This is a genomic window from Pseudomonas serboccidentalis (assembly GCF_028830055.1).
Lineage (GTDB): Bacteria > Pseudomonadota > Gammaproteobacteria > Pseudomonadales > Pseudomonadaceae > Aquipseudomonas > Aquipseudomonas serboccidentalis.
Genome location: NZ_CP101655.1, coordinates 4,668,812 through 4,691,125, shown reverse-complemented (window position 1 = coordinate 4,691,125; position 22,314 = coordinate 4,668,812). Strand labels below are relative to the sequence as shown.

The 22,314-nt window shown below is 60.1% G+C and carries 15 protein-coding genes and 1 tRNA gene; 7 read left to right on the top strand and 9 right to left on the bottom strand.

Annotated elements, in window-relative coordinates; translation table 11 throughout:
* Positions 1-42 precede the first annotated feature (42 nt).
* The gene (locus NN484_RS21365) at positions 43-3,870 is read right to left on the bottom strand and encodes an nSTAND3 domain-containing NTPase (RefSeq protein ID WP_274657810.1); all 3,828 of its coding nucleotides are present in this window, start codon (positions 3,868-3,870) and stop codon (positions 43-45) included.
* 82 nt (positions 3,871-3,952) lie between these two features.
* Complete coding sequence (locus NN484_RS21360) at positions 3,953-4,597, bottom strand: TetR/AcrR family transcriptional regulator (protein WP_274657809.1); 645 nt, start codon at positions 4,595-4,597, stop codon at positions 3,953-3,955.
* A gap of 155 nt (positions 4,598-4,752) precedes the next feature.
* Here NN484_RS21360 and NN484_RS21355 point away from each other — a divergent pair, with 155 nt between their 5' ends.
* Positions 4,753-6,135: an aspartate aminotransferase family protein gene (locus NN484_RS21355; RefSeq protein WP_274657808.1), complete on the top strand. Its 1,383-nt coding sequence runs from the start codon at positions 4,753-4,755 to the stop codon at positions 6,133-6,135.
* 196 nt (positions 6,136-6,331) lie between these two features.
* Complete coding sequence (locus NN484_RS21350; protein ID WP_127647477.1) at positions 6,332-7,624, top strand: OprD family porin; 1,293 nt, start codon at positions 6,332-6,334, stop codon at positions 7,622-7,624.
* A 337-nt stretch (positions 7,625-7,961) separates the two neighbouring features.
* Here the strand turns inward: NN484_RS21350 and NN484_RS21345 are convergent.
* The 7 genes from NN484_RS21345 to fdnG form a co-directional block, all read right to left on the bottom strand.
* Positions 7,962-8,057: transfer RNA gene (locus NN484_RS21345), tRNA-Sec, on the bottom strand.
* A gap of 7 nt (positions 8,058-8,064) precedes the next feature.
* On the bottom strand, positions 8,065-9,981 hold the full coding sequence (selB, locus tag NN484_RS21340) for a selenocysteine-specific translation elongation factor (RefSeq protein WP_274659323.1): 1,917 nt from the start codon (positions 9,979-9,981) through the stop codon (positions 8,065-8,067).
* Positions 9,978-11,390, bottom strand: coding sequence for an L-seryl-tRNA(Sec) selenium transferase (selA, locus tag NN484_RS21335; RefSeq protein WP_274657807.1), 1,413 nt, complete (start codon positions 11,388-11,390; stop codon positions 9,978-9,980). Before selA ends, selB begins: the two co-directional genes overlap by 4 nt.
* Before the next feature lie 48 nt (positions 11,391-11,438).
* Positions 11,439-12,365 (bottom strand): formate dehydrogenase accessory protein FdhE, encoded by a 927-nt coding sequence (gene fdhE, locus NN484_RS21330; protein ID WP_274657806.1) that lies wholly within the window; start codon positions 12,363-12,365, stop codon positions 11,439-11,441.
* A 3-nt stretch (positions 12,366-12,368) separates the two neighbouring features.
* Entirely contained in the window at positions 12,369-13,034 is a 666-nt protein-coding gene (locus NN484_RS21325) for a formate dehydrogenase subunit gamma (RefSeq protein WP_274657805.1), read from the bottom strand.
* Entirely contained in the window at positions 13,031-13,966 is a 936-nt protein-coding gene (fdxH, locus tag NN484_RS21320) for a formate dehydrogenase subunit beta (protein WP_127647485.1), read from the bottom strand. The genes NN484_RS21325 and fdxH overlap by 4 nt, the downstream gene beginning before the upstream one ends.
* Positions 13,967-17,032 carry a formate dehydrogenase-N subunit alpha gene (gene fdnG / locus NN484_RS21315; protein WP_274657804.1) on the bottom strand — a complete coding sequence of 1,022 codons (3,066 nt, stop codon included), beginning with the start codon at positions 17,030-17,032 and terminating at the stop codon, positions 13,967-13,969.
* 300 nt (positions 17,033-17,332) lie between these two features.
* Between fdnG and NN484_RS21310 the strand changes: the two genes are divergently transcribed.
* The 5 genes from NN484_RS21310 (at position 17,333) to NN484_RS21290 (ending at position 22,115) form a co-directional block, all read left to right on the top strand.
* Positions 17,333-18,487: a MalY/PatB family protein gene (locus NN484_RS21310; RefSeq protein WP_215500073.1), complete on the top strand. Its 1,155-nt coding sequence runs from the start codon at positions 17,333-17,335 to the stop codon at positions 18,485-18,487.
* A 205-nt stretch (positions 18,488-18,692) separates the two neighbouring features.
* Positions 18,693-19,550, top strand: a complete 858-nt coding sequence (locus NN484_RS21305; RefSeq protein ID WP_274657803.1) for a glucose 1-dehydrogenase — start codon at positions 18,693-18,695, stop codon at positions 19,548-19,550.
* 89 nt (positions 19,551-19,639) lie between these two features.
* On the top strand, positions 19,640-20,251 hold the full coding sequence (locus NN484_RS21300; protein ID WP_274657802.1) for a Yip1 family protein: 612 nt from the start codon (positions 19,640-19,642) through the stop codon (positions 20,249-20,251).
* Positions 20,252-20,287: 36 nt separating this feature from the next.
* Positions 20,288-21,631 carry a cation:proton antiporter gene (locus tag NN484_RS21295; protein ID WP_274657801.1) on the top strand — a complete coding sequence of 448 codons (1,344 nt, stop codon included), beginning with the start codon at positions 20,288-20,290 and terminating at the stop codon, positions 21,629-21,631.
* A 187-nt stretch (positions 21,632-21,818) separates the two neighbouring features.
* Complete coding sequence (locus NN484_RS21290; RefSeq protein ID WP_215500070.1) at positions 21,819-22,115, top strand: hypothetical protein; 297 nt, start codon at positions 21,819-21,821, stop codon at positions 22,113-22,115.
* The last annotated feature ends 199 nt before the right edge of the window (positions 22,116-22,314 follow it).

Below are 22,314 nucleotides of genomic sequence, written 5' to 3'. Positions count from 1 at the left end.
GCCGGGACACGAACTATGGTTTAGCGGCTGTTTCCTGCCTTTTTACTCAATCCAGTCTTCAAGTTCTTCGCGTTCTTCAACGTAAGGAAATGCGTGCATGGCGTCGAGTAATACCCGACGGCGCTCGCTGACAACACTGAGGTCTGTTTCCAGACACCCTACGTCTGTGAACCGTTCCATAATCGCGTCACACGTCGCGTAATGCGCTGGAAGATTGCTTTCGAACCTTTCAAGAAATTGCGTTAATGCAGAGCTGGCAAGCTCGCTCCTAAGCTCGTCGTACTTTGATTCCTGGAAATCCTTGAGTCCATCAGTAAGCGTTTCCCTCAGATCGTACGAGATATTCAATAAAAGACAGTCGGAAGGAAACAGCTTTATCAGCCTGGCTGAGTGTTCTGCCCCCACCCAACTGCCCGCCTCTCCCAGATAATTAAGTACTCTTGGCACATGAGGCACCATGGCGGCAAACCAATCATCCAGCAAATGCGTTGGAGCCTGATCCAGCAAGAGACTCCAGGCCGTCGGCATGAACCCACCATTATTCCGGATTTTATGCTCGAGAAGCTGCTCAAAAATCTCTTGAGGAAATTGGCCGACCAATTTCGCTACATACCCGTAGACCTTCGAATCGTCAGAATCACTTGTGATATGTGCCCAAGCCTTTTTGAACAGCTTGTGCGAAGGATCGCAAACGATAGTTTCTATGATCGACTCCCAGACATTATCGTTACCGCCATGAGCGCCGACTTGATAGAGAACCCCGGGACTTCCCATGTAAATCATTAATGCGCGATCAATGAGGGCTGCCTCAAAGCTCTGGAAGTTATGACCAGCAGGCATTTTCCCCAGTGGAAAGACCAGAGCCAGCACTTCTTGAGGAACATGCGGCCGAGTGACCGCTGCAGCTTGCAACCACGTCTGATCGCTCCGTTCTTCGCGCAAGTGACAAAGAAGTAATTTCCGGTCATCGACGCTCAGATCGTTCCAGCGATCCACCATTTCCACCACAACTCTCAATTGCGCGCCTGTTCCCTGTATGTTGAACAGTCGTTGCAAGCGCGGGAGGCGTAAATCGGCCGATGAAGTGGTTCCGCAGATCAACAAATCGGTGACGGCCATGGCGTAGTCGCTGGGCATCACTTTCAATGCCGAGCGCTCAACCAAGCCGATCCAGCTGTCGACTATTCTTATGAAGTCCGTCTGGGAAAGTGATTTCGTTGCTTTCCTGACAGCCCCATACAGTTGCGAGTCGCTCATGTTGACGCTTTCGGGGAAGGCGGCGAGAACGTCCGGTAAAACACTGGAGAACAAATCCCAGGGCACGGGGTCGTCGTATCCGTTGTCCTCGGTCTTCAACAGACTCTTTATCATGGTCGAGGCAGAAGCCGGGAGTTTGGAAAACTGCTTCAAACCGCTCAGTAAATCGGCTTGTCTCGCAGCATCGCACTCCGGCCAGACTTCAATGGCTCCTTCCAGTGCTGCTTGCGCTACCGCTGGATGCTGATCGGAGAAAATCTTCTTCAAAACTTCCTGATCATCACCGTGAATACTGCTGAGCCAGAGTTTGGCAGCTTTTGCCCTGAGCAAACCCAAGTCATAGCCAAGCAAACGCAGCATTACTGGCGCCGAAAGCTTTTGCCGATCGCCTTCCAGATAGCACAACGTCTTCCAGGCATTTTCTGCACTGACCACCGTGGCCGTTTTGCTGCTGAAAACGGCTACGTAGTCGGCAACTTCACTCCATTCGTAGGATTCGTAAAAACGTCCTTCGAGCACATTGTTTTCTCCGGCAGGCAGCGCTGCCTGGCCCTTTTCCCAAATCACATGCGAAAGGTTTAGAAAGGAAACCTTGTTGACCCAACTGCCAAAACTTTTCCTTTGCTCTTCAGAAATGTCTTCCAGCGAATGAAGAAGAAAATCGAAGCAAGCATCTTTGGTGGACAGGTATCTGGACTCCATCCCCTCAACAGCCAACTCAATGACATTCGCCCCCCGGCTGGCCAATCTCAAGACCAGATAAACCCAGTGCAGAGCAACCGCCGCAGATTTTGAGGTTTCGAATGAAAGCGAAAACAATGCTCTGGTGGTGAGTTCCATCAGTGTTCTGGCGCCGGAAGACGTCGGTCCCTTCGCTGAGCACTCGGCCGCTGAACGGTAAAACGGGTGGGAAAAATTGAATCGCTCTAGACTCGTTTCCACGATGATGCGACGACGCTCAAGTTTGTCCAGCAATGACGCGTTTTCTGCTGAAAGCTCCAGACGATGGTACTGTTCGATTTCAGGAACAGGTCGATTGAACATCGCGCCAAAACTGATGGAAGTTCCCAGGTAGCTGGCAGTGGCATATCGTTTGTCAGTCCCGTCACCCTGCAATACGTATTTCAGATCCTGTAATGAACAAGCATCATCCTGGGATGTGGCGACCGCCAATGCCTGCAAAATCGCCCCGAACCCTTCATCATTCAGGGCCGACGCCAAGGACTGCGAATCTTCGCGAGCAAGACGAATAGCTTCCTGCAAGTCTGCAACATCTCGCAATCGGTAATGCCATGATGCCAAGTGCATCAGACAACCGGGCTCTATATCCAGCGTTCCACTCTGCAATGCCGTCAGGATGTTGGTGAATAGAATGTCCGGCATTGAAAACTGTTCGCGCAGATCAACCCAGAGTTCAGCCAGAAATGTTTTATCCAGTTTGCCCAAGTCATGCCATTTGAATTGGCCCAGGCTCGAGTCCTCAAGCCGCGCAGCGTCAGCAAATTGCAGAAGCCGGTCTTGCACCTGTGACACGATCAGTTTTCGTGTTGGTGATAACTTCGTTGACAACTGTCTGAGCATTGCCAGCGTCCGCCCCGGGTCGGCAGACATATAGGAACCGCCCAAAGGATCGTCCACCACGGCCAATCGCTCACAAGGCGCCGTGTCCAGCAAGAAACGCTCTATCTCTTCAAGATTGCTGCTCAGTTTTAATTGATACCCTGCCTCTTCGAACTCGGCCGCAACCCAACGCCCCGCATTGGTCTTACCCACCCGTGGTGCGCCAGAAAGCAGCAAAATATTGTTATCCGAGAGTTCCTGTACCCACTCTTCCTCACAACCACGACGCACATAATCCTTCGGCCTGATTTGTTCCGGAAGGTGCTCTTTGAGCGCAAGCAGCAACTCCGGGAAAACATTGCTCCTGCTCTCTTTGCCGTTTTTGATGATGGCTATGAGTCTCGTCGTGAGTATTTCGCATCGATCAAGAGGCACCCTCAGTTTTCGCATCCTGCTCTCGCAAGAGGACTGCACCTCATCATCCAGTACTTTTTCGAGAATGATGACCCGAGTCAGACTCGCCCTGAACTGATCGACTTTTACTTTGCTCAAAAAGGTCTTTAGATGTTTCGCTCTTCCAGCGCTAAGCTCCGTATCGTTGGATTCCAGCGTTTGCACACAGGCGATCAACTCATTTTTCAGTTCATTGGCTATCTCTCTGGAAAGCTTTTTGTCATGTGCCTCCCAGGTAGCGCCTGCGCCTCTGCAGAGCAGTGACACCTTGTCGGTGCATCGACCGGTAGCGACGAAGACGACCGTTGTGTGCGGGTCGGTGCACACACGCTCAAGCAAGGAGTTGCCTGCCGTCCGTTCCTCAAAGTGCACTAACCAGTCAGCGAGTACCGAGAGCGTTACATCTTCCTTACTGCCCTTGACCTGAATTTCTATGGTTTTGAGAGCGCTGTCAGACGCGATCTGCAGTTTTGCGTCTTCTCCGGCTTCGGGTTCGATAAACAGTTCTACACCCGTGGTTTGTGCATGGCGCAGGAACACCTCCGCACACACCTTATCTTGAAAGTCGTATTTCTTTGGCCCTACAGTTGCGATCGACATGATTCTTCCTTAAATCGAACGGTATCAATTTGCTGTAGCTCGGGTTGGCTGGATGAGTGAGCAGTAAAATCTCTCAAGGAGTCTACGGTCCCTGCGTCTCGACAATCGTGCGCAGTGGCTCTCCATTCGCCAACATCCCGTGACACATCAAATTCAAAACGTTACGCATATGCCTTGCATACGCTTCTCTATCCGGCGCCGACTCGGTCGCCAGGCGAATGAACGCCATGTTCGCGTACTGGTTGAACAGCGTCGCCGCCACGTCCAGATCCACCGAGGCACGCACTTTGCCCAGCGCCTGAAAATGCCCGAGCAGTGCCTTGGTTTCTTCGATCACCGCCGCGTTCCACGGGCTCAAGGCCTGGGCCAGTTCACCGGTCAGCAGAAACGGCGCCAGTTCGCGCCACAACGACGCCGGCATCGCTTGCAGTTGGTAATCGGTCATCAACCCTTCGAACTCGCACAGCGCCTCCAATGGATCGCTGTCGTCATCCAGGTTGGCCCGCGCCTCGCGCATGGCTTGCTCGTCCGGTTGCTTGAGCAACGCCAGCAGAATCTCCTGCTTGCCACCGAAGTAATTCACCACCGTCGGCGCCGACACCCCGGCTTGCACCGCGATCTGGTCCAGCGTGGTGGCCGCAAAACCGTTGGTCTTGAACAGCTCAAGTGCCGCCTCGGCAATCACCTGCCGGCGCTGTTCCTTCTGCCGCTCTCTGAGTCCGCTCATGTTGCCTCTGATGATTCTTGCCAATGCCGCTCAGCCTACGGATATCTTTTTTCATCGACAAATATTTTCTTTACAAAAATATTTTTAAATGACAAATATTGCCGTGCAGCGCTGGAATGAACGCACTCACCCGCCCCATTCTCTGGAGATCAGCCATGTCCGCCGAATTCGATCCGTCCCGCAGTACCCGCGATTACCAGGCCGCCGACGCCGCCCACCACATTCACGCGTTCGTCGACCAGAAAGCCCTCAACGAGGAAGGCCCGCGGGTGATGGTCAGCGGTGATCGCCTGGCGTTGTGGGACAACGACGGCAAGCGTTACCTGGACGGCATGTCCGGCCTGTGGTGCACCAACCTCGGCTACGGACGCAAGGATCTGGCCGCCGCCGCGACCGCGCAGCTGGAACAACTGCCCTACTACAACATGTTCTTCCACACCACTCACCCGCAGGTGATCGAGTTGTCGGAGCTGCTGTTCAGCCTGCTGCCCAAGCACTACAGCCACGCGATCTACACCAACTCCGGCTCCGAAGCCAACGAAGTGCTGATCCGCACCGTGCGCAAGTTCTGGCAGGTGATGGGTAAGCCCGAGAAAAAAATCATGATCGGCCGCTGGAACGGCTACCACGGCTCGACCCTGGCGGCGACGGCGCTCGGCGGCATGAAGTTCATGCACGAAATGGGCGGCACCATCCCCGATGTGGCGCACATAGACGAGCCGTACTGGTTCGCCCACGAAGGCGACCTCAGCCCTGAAGCGTTCGGCCTGCGCGCGGCGAAACAACTGGAAGACAAGATTCTCGAACTGGGCGCCGACAAGGTCGCCGCATTCGTCGCCGAACCGTTCCAGGGCGCTGGCGGCATGATCATCCCGCCCGCCACTTACTGGCCGGAAATCCAGCGCATCTGCCGCCAGTACGACGTGTTGCTGTGCGCTGACGAAGTCATTGGCGGGTTCGGCCGCACCGGCGAGTGGTTCGCGCATCAGGCCTTCGGTTTTGAACCCGACACCCTGTCCATCGCCAAAGGCCTGACCTCGGGCTACATCCCCATGGGCGGGCTGATCCTGTCGCGGCGCATGGCGCAAGCACTGGTGGAAAGAGGCGGCGTATTCGCCCACGGCCTGACTTACTCCGGGCACCCGGTGGCCGCTGCGGTGGCGATCGCCAACCTCAAGGCCTTGCGCGATGAAGGCGTGGTCACGCAGGTGAAAAACGACACCGGCCCGTACCTGCAGAACTGCCTGCGCGAAGTGTTCGGCAGCCACCCGCTGGTGGGCGAGATTCAGGGCGTTGGCCTGGTCGCTGCGTTGCAATTCGCTGAAGACAAAGCCACCCGCAAGCGTTTTGCCAACGAGAACGACATCGCCTGGCGTTGCCGCACCATTGGCTTTGAGGAAGGCCTGATTATTCGTTCGACCCTGGGCCGGATGATCATGGCCCCGGCCCTGATCGCCACGCGGGCGGAGCTGGATGAACTGGTCGACAAGACGCGCATCGCCGTAGATCGCACAGCCCGCGAGTACGGTCGCCTGTAACCCATAACCCTTTGTAGGTGCCTGCTCGCGATGGCGGTCGATCAGTTGATATTGATGCTGAATGACACACCTATCGCGAACAGGCTCACGCCTACAAAGAAATCCGCTGGGGCTTGTATTCAGCACACTGGCTCAATCGTTCCCCTGCACATCCAGCCCATCATCAGCGACCTTCTACGATGGCTGGTCTCTCACGATGGCTCTCTCAACACCACGTTTTGCGCTGTTGGCCCTGCTTTGCGCAGCGACCGACAATACTTTCGCCAGCGACTTCTTCGACGATGCCAAGACCGAAGTACTCAGCCGCAACTTCTACCTGAACAACGACTACCGCTCGCCCTCTCCCGCCGGCAAAAACTATAAGCAGGAATGGGCTCAGGGTTTTATCGGCACGTTCACTTCCGGATACACGCCGGGCGATGTCGGCTTCGGCATCGATGCCCATGCTTTTCTTGGCCTTAAACTCGATGGTGGCAAAGGTCATTCCGGTACCGGCCTGTTGCCGGTCGACAGCAGCGGCCGCAGCGAGCCGAACTACTCCAGCGCTGGCGGCGCCTTCAAACTCAAGGTCTCGCGCACCACCCTGGCGTTCGGCGAAATGACCGTGGAAACCCCGGTATTCGACACCTCGGACAAACGCCTGCAACCGGAATACGCCACGGGCCTGCTGCTCAACAGTCGGGAAATCGATGAAGTCAGTCTGGTGGCCGGGCACTTCACCGCGTTCAAGAATCAGGACAGCTCCTCTGGGCGCGGCGATTTTTATGGCTACGGTGCCAACACCGAGGCCGGCGGGATCAGTTTCCTCGGCGCTGACCTGTTCGGCGACAGTCCCGTCGGTGGTTCGCTGTACGCCTCGGAACTGACCGACACCTGGCATCAGTACTACGGCAATCTGCATTTCAAACAGTCCGGCGTGCTGCTCGACGCCAACCTCTACCACACTCGCGATACCGGCCGCGCGCTGGCCGGCGCCATCGACAACACAGCCTTCAGCCTGTCCGGCAAATACGCCTTCGGCCCGCACGCCGTGATGCTCGGCTGGCAGCGAATCAATGGCGACACGCCGTTCGATTTCGTCGGCGGCGACTCGATCTACCTCGCCAACTCGATCAAATACGCCGACTTCAACGGCGCCGGCGAACGCTCCTGGCAAGCGCGCTACGACCTCGACCTCGGTGCCTTCGGCATCCCTGGTCTGGCCTTCATGACCCGTTATGTTCGCGGCAGCCACATCGACGGCACCCATGCGCCCGAGGGCGGCGCGTACAACCCGTTCGATGCCGAGCGCGGTCAATACCAACCGCAGCAAGGCGCTGGCGGCAAACACTGGGAGCGCGATATTGATCTGAAGTACATCGTGCAATCGGGCGCGGCGAAGGACCTGTCGGTGCAGCTATCGCATGTCTCGCACCGGGCCAACGAGGCGCAGGCCGGGGATGACATTGACCGGATTTATGTGGTGATTCAGTACCCGTTGGGGTTTTGATGGCTCGTGGCTGCGGATGTTCGATGGCGAACTGGCTGTGAACCGCGCCCTCGATCCGCCAGCCTGACACCCAATCTTTGTAGGAGTGAGCCTGCTCGCGATGGTGGTGTGTCATTCACATAAATATTGACTGACATGTCGCCATCGCGAGCAGGCTCACTCCTACAGGGGGCCGGGTTAACTCTGGAATGACGAGGCGCGGCAGCCAGAAACCGAATCCCTGTGGGAGCGGGCTTGCTCGCGATGGCAGTGTGTCATTCAGATCAATTTCGACTGATCGACCGCCATCGCGAGCAGGCTCACTCCTACAGGGGATTTGCGGGGGCTCGGGGGTAATTGGCGGAAGGCAGCCGGAGTCGAACCTGCCCGGGAACGGATGCCGTCCCCAACCGGGTTTGAAGCCCGGCCGCGCCACCGGGCGCGATTGCCTTCCTTTGAACTCAGGGTGCGTCGGCACTGGCCAGCGCGTTGTCGTGACGGATCACACGGGATTCGCCGATGCGTCGGGTCAGACCGAGGCGGTCGAAGTATTCCAGGTACTGAATACAGCGTTTGCGTCCCAAGCCTAGCGCATCGCGGAAAGTTGTCACCTGGATCTGCGGTTTTTCCTGTTCCAGTTGCAGCAGCACGCCGGCCATGCGCCGCAGTTGCACGTCGGTCAGAAACAAGTCGCGCACCACTTGGTGCATCAAACCCAGGCGCGCCAGTTTGCGCAGCAGCAGGCGCACCACCGCGTCGTCCTCACCGAGTATTTTCGCGACATCGCGCACCCACGGCGGATCGTATCCGGCCTGTTCGAACAGCGGTTGCATGCGTTGCCACAGGGTTTCGTCTTCGGCGTTCAAACGCACCTGATAATCCGGCAGGTGCAGCCACGGCCCGCTGGCGTTGATTGATCCGGTGGTGCGCAATTCTTCCAGCAGACTGGCAAAGGTCGAGCGTTCCAGCGCCAGACCACTGAAGCGCCGTAGACGGTCCCGATCCGGTCCCATCTGGTCAGGTTCCAGTTCATGGAATTTTGCCAAGTGCTGTAACAGGGTGAACTTCAACTGCCCCCAACGCTGGACATTGAACAGCACCGGGCCTTGGCGGGTGTCGATCAGGCGCACGTTGGCCGCCAGCGACCAGTCGGCACGCGGGCGATTGAACTGGCGCTCCAGCCGCTGCGGATCGAGGCCGCCGGTGCCGTGGTTGAGCAACACCGGCAGCGCCTGTTCCAGGCTGTCGCTGCGCGCCAGGGCTTGCAGCTGCGCCAGCCGTTCCGGGCTGCGGCGTTGCCGGGCCGGGGCGAACGGGTCGAGCACCTGGCCGCCGCCCAAAGTGCGTTGGGCGCTCTGATCACGCAGGATCACGCGATCGCCCTTCACCGCGTGCACCGGCGCATTGATCAGCAGTTGCGCGAACATGCGCTGGCCGGGACTCAAGCGCGGGCCTTCGAGCAAGGCCACGCGAGCGATGACGTCCTGGGTGCCGAGGTGCACATGCACCGGATGAAAGTGTTCGAACGTGCGCTCACCGGGCAACAGCTGAAATTCGATGTCGACCCGCTGCGTCGGTGCGTGCAGCCACTCGGCCAACAGCCATTGGCCGCGATGGATCTGCTCCAGCGTGAGCCGTTCGCCGCTGATATTCAGTGCCACGCGTTGCCCGGCAAAGGCCTGTTCGGCGGCTTGGTTCTGCGCGTGCAAACCCCGCACCCGCACCGATTTACCGGATGGTCCGAGGGCGAGTTTGTCGCCGGCTGACACCGTACCCGACAACGCCGTGCCGGTGACCACGATCCCGGCGCCGGCCACGCTGAAGGCGCGGTCGATGGCCAGACGGAATCCGCCTTCGCGACTGCGCTCATGCACTTCGCCCTGTGTCTGCAACAAGTTCTGGCGCAATGCATCGATGCCCTGCCCGGTCACGCTCGACACAGTCAGAATCGGCGCCTCGGCAAACGGCCCGGTTTCCAGCAGATCGAGAATCTGCCGCTGTACTTGCTCCACCCTGCCCGTCTCGGCCCGGTCACATTTGGTGATCGCCACCAGCGCCCGGGGAATTCCCAGCAACTGGACGATCGCCAGATGCTCTCGGGTTTGCGGCATGACCCCGTCGTCCGCGGCCACCACCAGCAACACCAGATCGATGCCCTGCGCCCCGGCGAGCATGTTATGGGTGAATTTTTCATGGCCCGGCACATCGATAAACCCGGTCAACCCCGCACCCGGTTCCAGTTCTGCATACAGATAACCGAGGTCGATGGTCATCCCGCGTTCGCGCTCCTGCGGGCGGCGGTCGCCGGTTTGTCCGGTCAGGGCCTGCAGCAGCGAGGTTTTGCCGTGGTCGATGTGCCCCGCCGTGCCGACGATCACGACTCGACCTGCAACTGCGGCAACTGCGCCAGCCACGCCGGCTCATCGTCGAGTTGGCGCAGGTCCAGCCACAACGCGTCGTCATCGATGCGCCCCAGCACCGGAATCGGCAACCCGCGCAGCGCCGCTTCCAGATTCAGCAGACAACGCCCGCGCAGGCGTTTCGACACCTGCGGGCGCAGGCACAACGCGGCACTCGGCAGGCGCGCCACTGGTTGGCTGCCGCTGCCGATCATGCCCAGGGCCTTCACTGCGCTGACAGTCCAAGGCTGGCCGATGACCTGTGCCAGCGCCGGTTGCAGGCGCTCGGCCTGGGCGAAAATCGCGGCTTGCGGGCGGGTCAACAAGCGCAGGCTCGGCAGACGCTCGGCGAGTCGATCCGGGTCGCGGTACAAGCCGAGCACTGCTTCCAGCGCAGCCAAGGTCAACTTGTCGACGCGCAAGGCACGCTTCAACGGATTCTTCTTGATCTTCGCAATCAATTCTTTGCGCCCGACGATCAACCCGGCCTGCGGCCCGCCGAGCAATTTATCGCCGCTGAAAGTGACGATGTCCGCACCGTCGAGCAGCGCCTGACGCACCGTCGGTTCCGCCGGCAAGCCCCAGCGAGTCAGGTCCAGCAGGCTGCCGCTACCCAGATCCTCCAGCAGTGGCAAACCATGCCGATGGGCCAACTCGGCCAGTTCGGCGGTAGGCACTCGGGCGGTAAAGCCTTCGATGCTGTAGTTGCTCGCATGCACGCGCATGATCAAACCGCTGCGTGGGCTGATGGCGGCTTCATAGTCACGGGCGTGGGTGCGGTTGGTGGTGCCGACTTCGTGCAGACGCACGCCGGCGCGGGCCATGATGTCGGGGATGCGGAACGCGCCGCCGATCTCGATCAACTCGCCGCGCGAGATGATGCCTTCCTTGCGCGCGCCGAGGCTGTTGAGCGTCAAGAGCACGGCAGCCGCATTGTTGTTGACCACTGTGACGGCTTCGGCGCCGGTCAGTTCGCGGATCAGGCCTTCGATCAAATCGTCGCGATCACCGCGTTTGCCGCTGGCCAGATCGAATTCGAGATTGAGCGGATACCGCGCGGCCATTTGCACCGCGTCGATGGCTTCGTCCGGCAACAGCGCGCGGCCAAGATTGGTGTGCAGCACCGTGCCCGTCAGGTTGAACACCCGCCGCACGTGGCTGCGCTGTTGCTGCGCCAGACGCTCGCCGACTCGCCCGGCGAGCACGTCGGGGCTGATTTCAACGGCGGACAATTGCCCGTTCAATACGCTCGAACGCAACTCATCGAGCAACTGGCGCAAACTCGCCAGCAGCGACTCACGCCCATAACGATCAGCCAGTGGCAGGCAGGCCGGATGACGCAACAACCCATCAATGGAAGGTAAACGCGGGGCAACACTTGCGGACATCAGCCACTCCCGAAAAATAAGACTGTCCGGCGAGTGTAGACGCTAAGGTCATTCGTCTCCCGGTGCCAGCAACAGATTCGGTGCCAGACGCTGATAACCGTCCTGCGCCAGACGCATGTCGAGCAACAGGCTGGTGAGGTCCGCCGACAGGGCTTCGCCTTCGGCATCGTTTTCCAGATACACCAGTTTCAGATAGCTGTTGCAGCTCGGGCAGACTTCCGCACGAATCGGCGCCTGATTGGCCGCGTGGCGATCGTCTTCGAGGCTCAGATAATCCAGGCCTTTGCTCGACTCGCAATACACGCACTTGACCCGCACCACATGCCATTCACAGGCGCACAGCGAACACACCAGATAACGCAGGCCGTTGTGTTTGCCGCGATGGCGGATCACCCCCGCCATGGCCGGTGATCCGCAGCCCGGGCATTGGCTGAGGCTGTCGCCGGGTTTCAGTTGCAGGTTAGGCACGCTGAGCAGCCAGTGGCTCCATGCCGTTTGCAGCCCGGCGCCAAGAAACGGCACCAGCGCTGCCGGCACCATTGAATACTGGCCGCTGACCAGCGCCACTGCCCACGCGCGCAACTGACCGGCACTGGCCTCGCGCAGCGTGTCCACCGCGTCGAGCACCGCCGGTTGCTCCGACGGCACATAGCGTTGCAGCAAAGCCTCGAGATAAGCCTGCCAAGTGTCTTCGCGCACCAGCGTGTCGGCCGCAAAGGGCGGCAGACCGTGGCGCTGGCAGACTTCAAGGCGCTGCGTGTCGATGGGAACCGCCAAGGGCGGATCGTCCATCACCGCCTGCTGGGCCCGACACAACCCGGCGATCAGATGCAGGTAATCGGCCAGCGCATGCCCTTCGGCCAGGTGTTCCAGGCGTTGCGCGCGCAAGGTGAACAGGTTGTGCGGTGGCAGGTACAGAAACGGTGGCGAACTGGCCGCCGCCTCGATTTCCCCGGGTTCAAGAATGGTTACCAAAGGTCAGCCCTTTTTGGTGATCGGTCGTTCCGGCACGTCCGGATGAGGTTCGTCGCGGGTGATTTCGCGGTACCAGAGTGCGTGGTGTTTCTTCGCCCAGGCGCGGCTGACCCAACCATGCAGCATCGCGTCCACCGAGCCCTTGATCCACAGGCCGGCGTAGATGTGAATGATGATGCTCAAGATCAGCACAAACCCGGCCAGCGCATGCAGGAGCATCGCCCAGCGGATCACAGTGATGCCGAAATACGCACTGAAATACGCGCGCCAGATCACCAGCCCGGTGAACAGCAAACCGAGCATGCACAGCAGTAAAGTCCAGAACAGCATCTTCTGCCCGGCGTTGTACTTGCCCACCGGCGGCACACTTTCTTCGTCGTTGACCAGCACCCGATCGATGCGGCGCATCCACTTCCAGTCGTTGTCGATAAAGAAGTTCGCGCGCCAGAAGCGCAACACCAGGCCGAGGAACAACACGAACATCAGCACGCCCATGAACGGGTGCAGAATCCGTGTCCACGGCCCGCCGCCGAACAGGTGGGTCAGCCAGAACATCGACGGATGAAACAACGCCAGCCCGGACAGCCCGGCCATGAAGAACAGAATCGCCACCAGCCAGTGATTGGTGCGCTGGTTGGCGGTGTAGCGCAGGATCGTCTTGTTGCTCATGGCCGGTCCTCCCCGCGTGGATCGAAGGTGTGCACCGCCGGATCAACCACGTGCACCGAGGTATCCGGCGGCGCTGGATGATCATCCTCTTCAGTGCGGTTCGGCCCGATACGCACGTAGTGGAAGAACCCGGCCAGCACCGCCGCGCCCATCGCCAACAGGCCCAGCGGTTTGCTGATGCCTTTCCACAAGCCCACCAGCGGGCTGATGGTCGGCGCATCCGGCAACCCGGCGTAGATCTTCGGCGTGTCGGCGTGGTGCAACACGTACATCACGTGGGTGCCGCCGACGCCTTCCGGGTCGTACAGACCGGCGTTGTCGAAGCCACGGCTTTTCAGGTCAACGATGCGTTCGGCGGCATGTTCCTTCATGTCTTCCTTGCTGCCGAAGACAATCGCGCCGGTCGGGCAGGTTTTCACGCAGGCCGGCTCCAGCCCCACCTCCACCCGATCCGAACACAAGGTGCACTTGTAGGCCTTGTGATCCTTCTGCGAAATCCGTGGAATGTTGAACGGGCAACCGGTGATGCAGTAGCCGCAGCCGATGCAGTGGTCCTGATCGAAATCGACGATGCCGTTGGCGTGCTTGATGATCGCCCCGGGGCTCGGGCATGCCGCCAAGCACCCCGGCTCGGCGCAATGCATGCAGCCGTCCTTGCGGATCAGCCACTCAAGGTTGCCGGCGTCGGTTTCGTGTTCGGTGAAGCGCATCAAGGTCCAGGTTTCTGCGCTCAGGTCCTGCGGGTTGTCGTAGGTGCCATGGTTGTGGCCGACCTCGTCGCGCAGCTCGTTCCATTCCGAGCAGGCGACCTGGCAGGCCTTGCAGCCGATGCACTTGGTGGTGTCGATCAGCTTGGCGACTTCCTGCTGATTCCTCACCGAGGGCGGCACCGTGGTGGTGGCCGAGCGGGCAATGATGTCTTGGCTGGCCATTTATAGTTTCTCCACGTTGACCAGGAATGACTTGGATTCCGGGGTCTGTGTGTTGCCATCGCCGAGGAACGGCACCAGGGTGTTGGTCAGGTAACCGTGACGCGTCTGACCGGTGAACCCCCAGTGCAGCGGGATGCCGATCTGATGCACCACCTGGCCGTTGACCTGCAGCGGCCGGATGCGTTTGGTCACCACCGCGACCGCCTCGATAAACCCGCGCTTGCAGCTGACACGCACCCGATCCCCGGCGGCGATGCCCTTCTCCTTCGCCAGCACTTCGCCGATTTCGACGAACTGCTCGGGCTGGGCAATCGCATTCAACTTGCAATGCTTGCTCCAGAAGTGGAAGTGCTCGGTCAGCCGGTAACTGGTGCCGGCGTACGGGAAGTCCTTGGCTTCGCCGAGGCTTTCCCAGACCGAATCGAAGATCCGTGCCGCCGGGTTGCTGGTGGCTTTCTTGTTTTGCGGGTGCAGCGGGTTGATGCCGATCGGCGTCTCGAACGGCTCGTAATGCTCGGGGAATGGCCCTTCGTTCATCTTGTCGACGGCGAAGAACCGCGCCACGCCTTCGGGGTTCATGATGAACGGGTTCATCCCGGCTTCCGGCGGCACATCGGCCTTGTAGTCCGGCACGTCGGTGCCGCCCCAGGCCTTGCCGTTCCACCAGACGAGGCGTTTTTTCGGATCCCACGGTTTGCCCGCGACGTCCGCCGAAGCGCGGTTGTAGAGAATCCGCCGGTTGGCCGGCCACGCCCAGGCCCAGCCCAGATGCTGGTGCATGCCATACGGGTCGGCGTTGTCGCGCCGGGCCATCTGGTTACCGGCCTCGGTCCAGCTGCCGGCGAAAATCCAGCAGCCGGATGCGGTGCTGCCGTCGTCCTTGAGCTGGGCGAACGCTGCCAGTTGCGAGCCGGCCTTGACCGTCGCGCCGCTGGCATCGGTGAAGTCGGCCATGGCGCTGCCGTTGATTTCCTTCGCCAGTTCCTCCGGCGATGGCTCGTCCGGGATCTTGTACGGCCACGACAGTTTCAGCAGCGGATCGGGGAATTTGCCGCCCTCGGCCTGATAACGCTTGCGCAGGCGCAGGAACAGCTCGGTCATGATGCGGATGTCGGTCTGCGCTTCGCCCGGGCCGTCGGCGCCTTTCCAGTGCCATTGCAGCCAGCGGCTGCTGTTGACCAGCGAACCGTCCTCCTCGGCAAAACACGTGGTCGGCAGGCGAATGACTTCGGTCTGGATCTCGGCGCTTTTCACGTCGTTGTACGGCCCGACGTTCTGCCAGAACTCCGAGGTTTCGGTGGCCAGCGGGTCCATCACCACCAGCCATTTGAGTTTCGCCAGCGCGGCCATCACGCGGTTCTTGTCCGGCAACGCGGCGATCGGGTTAAACCCTTGGCACATGTAACCGTTGACCTTGCCCTGGCTCATCAGGTCGAACATTTTCAGGACGTCGTAGTTGGGGATGTCGAGTTTCGGCAAATGGTCGTAGAGCCAGTTGTTCTCGACGGTGGCGTTGGCGCCGTACCACGACTTCATCAAGCTGACGTGGAATTTGCTGTAGTTCTGCCAGTAGGACAACTGCCCCGGGCGTAGCGGCATCTGCGTGCGTTTTTTGATGTAGGCGTTGTAGTCCTGCTCGGCATCGCTGCCCAGGGTCAGATAGCCCGGCAGCGCGTTGGACAACAATCCAAGGTCGGTCAGGCCCTGAATGTTCGAGTGCCCGCGCAAGGCATTGACGCCTCCGCCCGGCATGCCGACGTTGCCCAACAGCAGTTGCACCATGGCCGCGCTGCGGATGATCTGCGCGCCGATCGAGTGTTGCGTCCAGCCCAAGGCATAGAGAATGGTCATGGTCTTGCCGGGCGTGGAGCACGTGGCAATCTCATCCCAGATTTTCTGCATGGCATCGACCGGCATGCCGCAGATCTGGCTCGCGAGTTCGATGTTGTAGCGGCTGTAATGCTGCTTCATCAATTGATAGACGCAGCGCGGATCCTGCAGCGTCGGGTCGACCTTGGCGAAACCGTCCTCACCCAACTCGTAACCCCAGCCGGACTTGTCGGTGTAGCTGCGCTTGGCCGCGTCGTAGCCGCTGAAGATACCGTCTTCAAAGCCATAGCCAGCTTTGACGATGAACGAGACGTCGGTGTAGTTGCGCACGTATTCGTGCTGGATCTTGTCCTCGGTCAGCAGGTAATTGATCAACCCGCCCATGAAGGCGATGTCGGTGCCGGTGCGGATCGGCGCGTAATAGTCGGCCACCGAAGCGGTCCGGGTAAAACGCGGGTCGACCACGATCAGCCGGGCGGCGTTGTGTGCCTTGGCCTCGGTCACCCATTTGAAGCCGCACGGATGCGCTTCTGCTGCGTTGCCGCCCATTACCAGAATCAGATTCGCGTTGGCGATATCGGTCCAGGTATTGGTCATGGCACCACGGCCGTACGTCGGGGCAAGACTTGCCACCGTCGGGCCGTGTCAGACACGCGCCTGGTTATCGAACCCCAGCATGCCGAGACTGCGAATCACCTTCTGGGTGATGTAACCCGCTTCGTTGGACGCTGCCGACGCCGCGAGGAACCCGGTGGTGAGCCAGCGGTTCACCGTTTGCCCGGTGGCGTTCTTCTCGATGAAGTTGGCGTCGCGGTCGGCCTTCATCAGGTCGGCGATGCGATCCAGCGCCTCGTCCCAACTGACCCGGGTCCATTCGCTGCTGCCGGGCTTGCGCACCTGCGGGTATTGCAGGCGGCCCGGGCTGTGAATGAAGTCCAGCAGGCCCGCGCCTTTCGGACACAGGGTGCCGCGGTTGACCGGGTGGTCGGCGTCGCCCTCGATGTGAATGATATTTTGCGCGACGTTCTTCGCGGCATCGCCCTGGCTGTACATGATCAACCCGCAACCGACCGAGCAATACGGGCAGGTGTTACGGGTTTCATGGGTGTGGGCGAGCTTGAAGTGACGCACCTGCTCGGCGAAGGCTGGCGTCGGGGCCATGCCCAACGCGCCCAGGCTAGAGCCTGCAAGGCCGATACCGGCGACCTTGAAGAATTGACGACGGCTGAGATCCATCGTGCACTCCTGATCAGGTGGAACCCGGTACTGCTGCCGGGCTTTTTCTGGACAAACACGGTTACGGCAGGATGGCTGCCGACTTTTTCACTGTAGACAATGACCACACACTCTGTGTGAAAACCGACCGTCGGCCGTTTGTCGGATCATCCCATTGCCCTGTAGGAGCTGCCGCAGGCTGCGATCTTTTGATCTTGTTTTTAACAATCAAAAGCAAAAGATTGCAGCCTTCGGCAGCTCCTGCAGGGGTTCCGGGTTTATCATGGCGCCCATGAACAACCCGCCTTCACGAGACCGCGCATGACTTTCGATTTTGATCAGGTATTCGACCGCCACAACACCGGCAGCACCAAGTGGAGCCGCTACCCGGCCGATGTCTTGCCGATGTGGGTCGCTGACATGGATTTCGCCGCTCCGCCGGTGATCATCGAGGCGTTGCAGCAGCGCCTGCTGCACCCGCTGGTGGGTTACAGCGTGGCCCAGGACAATCTGCGTGAAGCCATCGTCGCCGACCTGTGGAACAAGTACGCCTGGCAGGTCAAACCACAGGAGCTGATTTTCCTGCCGGGCGTCGAATCCGGTTTCAACATGGCTTTGAAAGCCCTGGTGCAGCCGCAACAGAACGTCGTGGTGCAAGTGCCGAACTACCCGCCGCTGCGCCATGCACCGGGGCATTGGGGGCTGAACAAGGTCGAGCTGGAATTCGTCGCCCAGGCTGACGGCACTTATGCCACGCCACTGGATGCATTGAGTCAGTCTCTAGCCAATGGCGGCGCCCTGCTCCTGAGCAACCCGCACAACCCGATTGGCAAAGTGTTCACTGCGCAAGAGCTGACGGACATCGCCGACATCTGCATGGCGCATGACGCCTGGATCATCTCCGACGAGATCCACGCCGAGCTGTGCTTCGATGGCCGCGTGCACATTCCGACCGCCTCCCTGAGCCCGGAAATCGCCAAACGCACCATCACCCTGATGTCGGCCAGCAAGGCTTACAACATCGCCGGCCTCAAGACCTCGTTCATGATCATCCAGGACGCCGCCCTGCGCGAACGCGTCAACCACGCCCGTTGTGGCATGGTCGACAGCGTCAACCCGCTGGGCATGGAAGCCACCCGCGTCGCCTACAGCGAAGGCGCGCCGTGGTTGGCTGAGCTGAAAACCTACCTGCAAGCCAACCGTGACTGGCTGGTTGAAGCGGTACGCAGCCGTTTGCCGGGCGTGACCATCAACGTGCCGCAAGGGACCTATCTGGCCTGGCTCGATTGCTCGGCGCTGGACCTGGACAACCCACAGCAGTTCTTCCTCGAACAGGCCAAAGTCGGTCTGAGCGCCGGTGTGGATTTCGGCGACCAGCACCAACAGTTCGTGCGCCTGAACTTCGGCTGCCCGCGTTCGTTGCTCGAAGAAGGCATCAGCCGCATGGAGCACGCGCTGACTCAGCGCATTACCTGAGAACACCACATACCCCTGTAGGAGCTGCCGCAGGCTGCGATCTTTTGATCTTGTTTTTACAATCAAAAGCAAAAGATCGCAGCCTGCGGCAGCTCCTACAGGGGCTTTGTGTTTGCAGTTGATGTGCAGCGCAAATCCGATCGAACTCACGGCAAACCGTCCGGGTCAACCCCCATACCTGCCCCTGAGACCTCGGAGACTTGCGATGACCGACTATCCAAAACCACCCTTCCCCGCACAAGCTCAAGCCGTTCCCGGCTCGCAACGAAAAATGCAGCCGTACCCCGATTGTGGCGAGCAAAGCTATGTCGGTTCCGGGCGGCTGGCCGGCAAGATTGCGTTGATCACCGGCGCCGACAGCGGTATCGGTCGCGCCGTGGCGATTGCTTTCGCCCGTGAAGGTGCAGATGTGGCCGTGGCTTATCTCAATGAACATGAAGACGCCAAGGAGACCGCGCGCTGGGTCGAACAGGCGGGCCGCCAGTGCCTGCTGCTGCCCGGCGACATCGCGCAAAAAGCCCATTGCCAGGCGCTGGTCGACAAGACCGTCGAACGCTTCGGGCGCATCGACGTGCTGGTCAACAACGCCGCGTTCCAGATGACCCACGAAACCTTCGAAGAAATCCCCGACGAGGAATGGGTGATGCCCTTCGACGTCAACATCACCGCGATTTTTCGCCTGTGTCAGGCGGCGATCAAACACATGCGCCCCGGGGCGTCGATCATCAACACCAGCTCGATCAACTCCGATCTGCCCAAACCCACGCTGCTGGCCTACGCCACCACCAAAGGCGCGATTGCCAACTTCACCGGCGGTCTGGCGCAGATGCTCGGGCCGCAGGAAATCCGCGTGAACTGCGTGGCCCCGGGGCCGATCTGGACGCCGTTGATCGTCTCGACCATGCCCGATGAGGAAGTGCAGAATTTCGGCGGCAACACCCCGCTCGGCCGCCCCGGGCAACCGGTGGAAGTGGCGCCGATCTACGTGCTGCTGGCCTCGGACGAAGCCAGTTACATCACCGGCCAGCGCTATGGCGTGACCGGCGGCAAGCCGATGCTGTGACCGTCCGCGAGAAAAACTGAACCCGGCGCCATGACGTCCCTCCATACCTTTAAGAGCCCCCAACCGGTCCTCAGGATCAGGAGGTCGTCATGTCCGCCCCACTCGTCAAACTCTTCACCCAACCCAACTTCGCCTGGACTGATATCCGCCGCGAAGAAGAAGCCCATCCAAGGCACTACCTGGCCCATCTGCTGTTATTGGCGCTGATTCCGCCGGTCTGCCTGTTTTTCGGTACCACGTATGTCGGCTGGAGTCTGGCGGCCGGCGAGACCGTGCGTTTGAGCACCGCCAGCGCCCTGCAACTGAGCATTCTGCTGTACGTGACGATTGTCGCCGGAGTCGCGGTCATCGGCGGGTTCATCCGCTGGATGTCGCGAACGTTCGACGCACGCCCCACGCTTAACCAGTGCATCGGCTTTGCCGCTTACACCGTGACGCCGTTTTTCGTTGCCGGCATCGCCGGACTCTATCCAAGTCGCTGGCTGGCGATTCTGGTGCTGGGCGCCGCTTCGGTGTATTCGACGTTCTTGCTGTTCGTCGGCCTGCCGACCTTCATGCACGAGCGCAGGGAGCAGGGTCTGCTGTATTCGGCCTGCGTGTGGGGTGTCGGCCTGCTGGTGATGGTGACCATTCTGCTGTCGATGATTCTGCTGTGGTTCAACGTGCTCTCGCCGGAGTACTTGCGCACGACCGTGGGTTAATCCCATGCAAACGCTGTCCACCGTCGGCAGCTGCTCATGAGCTTTATCGTGTGGGTCGCGGTGCTCGGCGCCGTGCTGCTGACCCTCGCGCTGACCTCGTCGTACCTGCGCTGGATGCCGGTCACTACGTCGGCCGTGTGCCTGTTGCTGGGAATCGGTATCGGCCCGAGCGGGCTCGATCTGCTGAAGCTGTCGGTAGAAAACGCTGCGGTGTGGATGGAGCACCTGACGGAAGTCGCGGTGCTGTTTTCGCTGTTTGTCTGCGGGCTCAAACTGCGTCTGCCGCTGCGCGATAGACGCTGGCGGATTGCATTTGGCCTGGCGGGACCGGTGATGGTGTTGACCATCGCCGGGGTCAGCCTGTTGCTGCATTGGGGCCTGCACCTGCCTTGGGGCCCGTCGCTGCTGATCGGGGCGATTCTGGCGCCGACCGACCCGGTGCTGGCCGCGCTCGTGCAGGTCAACGATGCACGGGACGTCGATAGCGTGCGTTTTGGCCTTTCCGGTGAAGCAGGACTCAATGACGGGATTGCCTTCCCGTTCGTGATTCTCGGGCTATTGCTGTTGCAGGCCGAGGCGCACCCCGGCGCCCTGACCGATTGGCTACGGCACAATGTGCTGTGGGCAGTGCCGGTCGGTTTGTTGACCGGTTACTGGATGGGCCGCGGCATTGGACGGTTGACGCTGTCGCTGCGCATTCGCAACGACGACAGCACCCTGAGCCCGAACGATTACCTGGCGCTGTCGCTGATTGCACTGGCCTACGTCGGCGCGGACGCGATCGGCGGTTATGGCTTTCTGTCGGTGTTCGCCGCCGGCCTGGGCTTGCGTCAGGAAGAAGTGAAATCCACCGGCGCCAGCCAGCCCCCTGCCGAACATCTGGTGCAACCGGTGGTGGGTCATCAGCACATCGAACCGCAGCACGCGGTACACGGTGATACCGAACGCCTGGAAAGCAGTCAGGTCGCCGCCGGAATCATGATGGGCGACATGCTGTCGTTCGGCAGCCTGGTGGAACGGGCGATGGAAGTGTTTCTGGTGACCCTGCTCGGCGTGGTGCTGGTGGCGCATTGGGACTGGCGAGCGCTGTTGGTGGGCGCGGTGCTGTTCTGCGTGGTGCGCCCGGCCTGCGTGGCGCTGATGCCGTGGGGCGCGTTGCTCGATGCACGTCAGCGGCTGTTGATCAGTTGGTTCGGCATTCGCGGCATCGGCAGCCTGTTCTACCTGTTCTATGCCTTGAACCATGGCCTGAGCGCCCCGGTCGCCACGCTGTGCACCGACCTCACCCTGTCAGTGGTGGCGCTGAGCATTTTGCTGCATGGCATCAGCACTCAGCCGATCCTGGCCCGCTACGAACAACGGCAAAAACGAAAAAACTGATTTCTCCCGCCCATGTTCTCCGGTTAATCCATCGAATTTTCTTCTAAAAATAAATGGATCCCTCTGCAAATCCTCGCAGTCACAACCATAACCCCTCGCAGAATGCACTCGGCGGGGTCCGGCAGATTCGGTTCCCCTGCGGCTTGCAGCCTATGAAAAGGAATCTTTGGATAACAAGGTTACGGTCATGAAAGAATGCTCGACTCCTGCACAAATCAAGGCTTGCAGGGCTTTGGCCCTGGAACGCAATCGTCAATTGTTCGAAGACGCCCATGCCCTCAACCGAGCGGCCCACGAGCTGCTGGAGGCGGACAACCTGGATATCGAACAGTTTGAGCGCTATCGAGCGCTGCGCCGCAAAGCCGATGCGAAGTTCGAGGATGCCATCGACCATTTGTGTGTCCTCAACGAGGACTTCCCGCCGATCCCGGTGTCGCCGCATCACTCGCAAGAATTACGGCGGCAGCTTGAAACCGTCGAATAAAACCGCCCAAAGAAAAAGCCCGGCTGCGAAGTCCTAATGCTGTTCACTTAAGCCCGACACTGTGACTGTGGCGAGGGAGCTTGCTCCCGCTGGGCTGCGTAGCAGTCCCTCTTTTGGGGCCGCTTCGCGACCCAGCGGGAGCAAGCTCCCTCGCCACGGGTTTCAATTGAACGCAAAATTTCTTAAGTGAGCAGCATTA

Coding starts and splice junctions, on each gene's coding strand:
- NN484_RS21365 (WP_274657810.1), bottom strand. CDS start 3,870: ATGTCGATCGCAACTGTAGGGCCAAAGAAATACGACTTTCAAGATAAG.
- NN484_RS21360 (WP_274657809.1), bottom strand. CDS start 4,597: ATGAGCGGACTCAGAGAGCGGCAGAAGGAACAGCGCCGGCAGGTGATT.
- NN484_RS21355 (WP_274657808.1), top strand. CDS start 4,753: ATGTCCGCCGAATTCGATCCGTCCCGCAGTACCCGCGATTACCAGGCC.
- NN484_RS21350 (WP_127647477.1), top strand. CDS start 6,332: ATGGCTCTCTCAACACCACGTTTTGCGCTGTTGGCCCTGCTTTGCGCA.
- selA (WP_274657807.1), bottom strand. CDS start 11,390: ATGTCCGCAAGTGTTGCCCCGCGTTTACCTTCCATTGATGGGTTGTTG.
- NN484_RS21325 (WP_274657805.1), bottom strand. CDS start 13,034: ATGAGCAACAAGACGATCCTGCGCTACACCGCCAACCAGCGCACCAAT.
- fdxH (WP_127647485.1), bottom strand. CDS start 13,966: ATGGCCAGCCAAGACATCATTGCCCGCTCGGCCACCACCACGGTGCCG.
- NN484_RS21310 (WP_215500073.1), top strand. CDS start 17,333: ATGACTTTCGATTTTGATCAGGTATTCGACCGCCACAACACCGGCAGC.
- NN484_RS21305 (WP_274657803.1), top strand. CDS start 18,693: ATGACCGACTATCCAAAACCACCCTTCCCCGCACAAGCTCAAGCCGTT.
- NN484_RS21300 (WP_274657802.1), top strand. CDS start 19,640: ATGTCCGCCCCACTCGTCAAACTCTTCACCCAACCCAACTTCGCCTGG.
- NN484_RS21295 (WP_274657801.1), top strand. CDS start 20,288: ATGAGCTTTATCGTGTGGGTCGCGGTGCTCGGCGCCGTGCTGCTGACC.
- NN484_RS21290 (WP_215500070.1), top strand. CDS start 21,819: ATGAAAGAATGCTCGACTCCTGCACAAATCAAGGCTTGCAGGGCTTTG.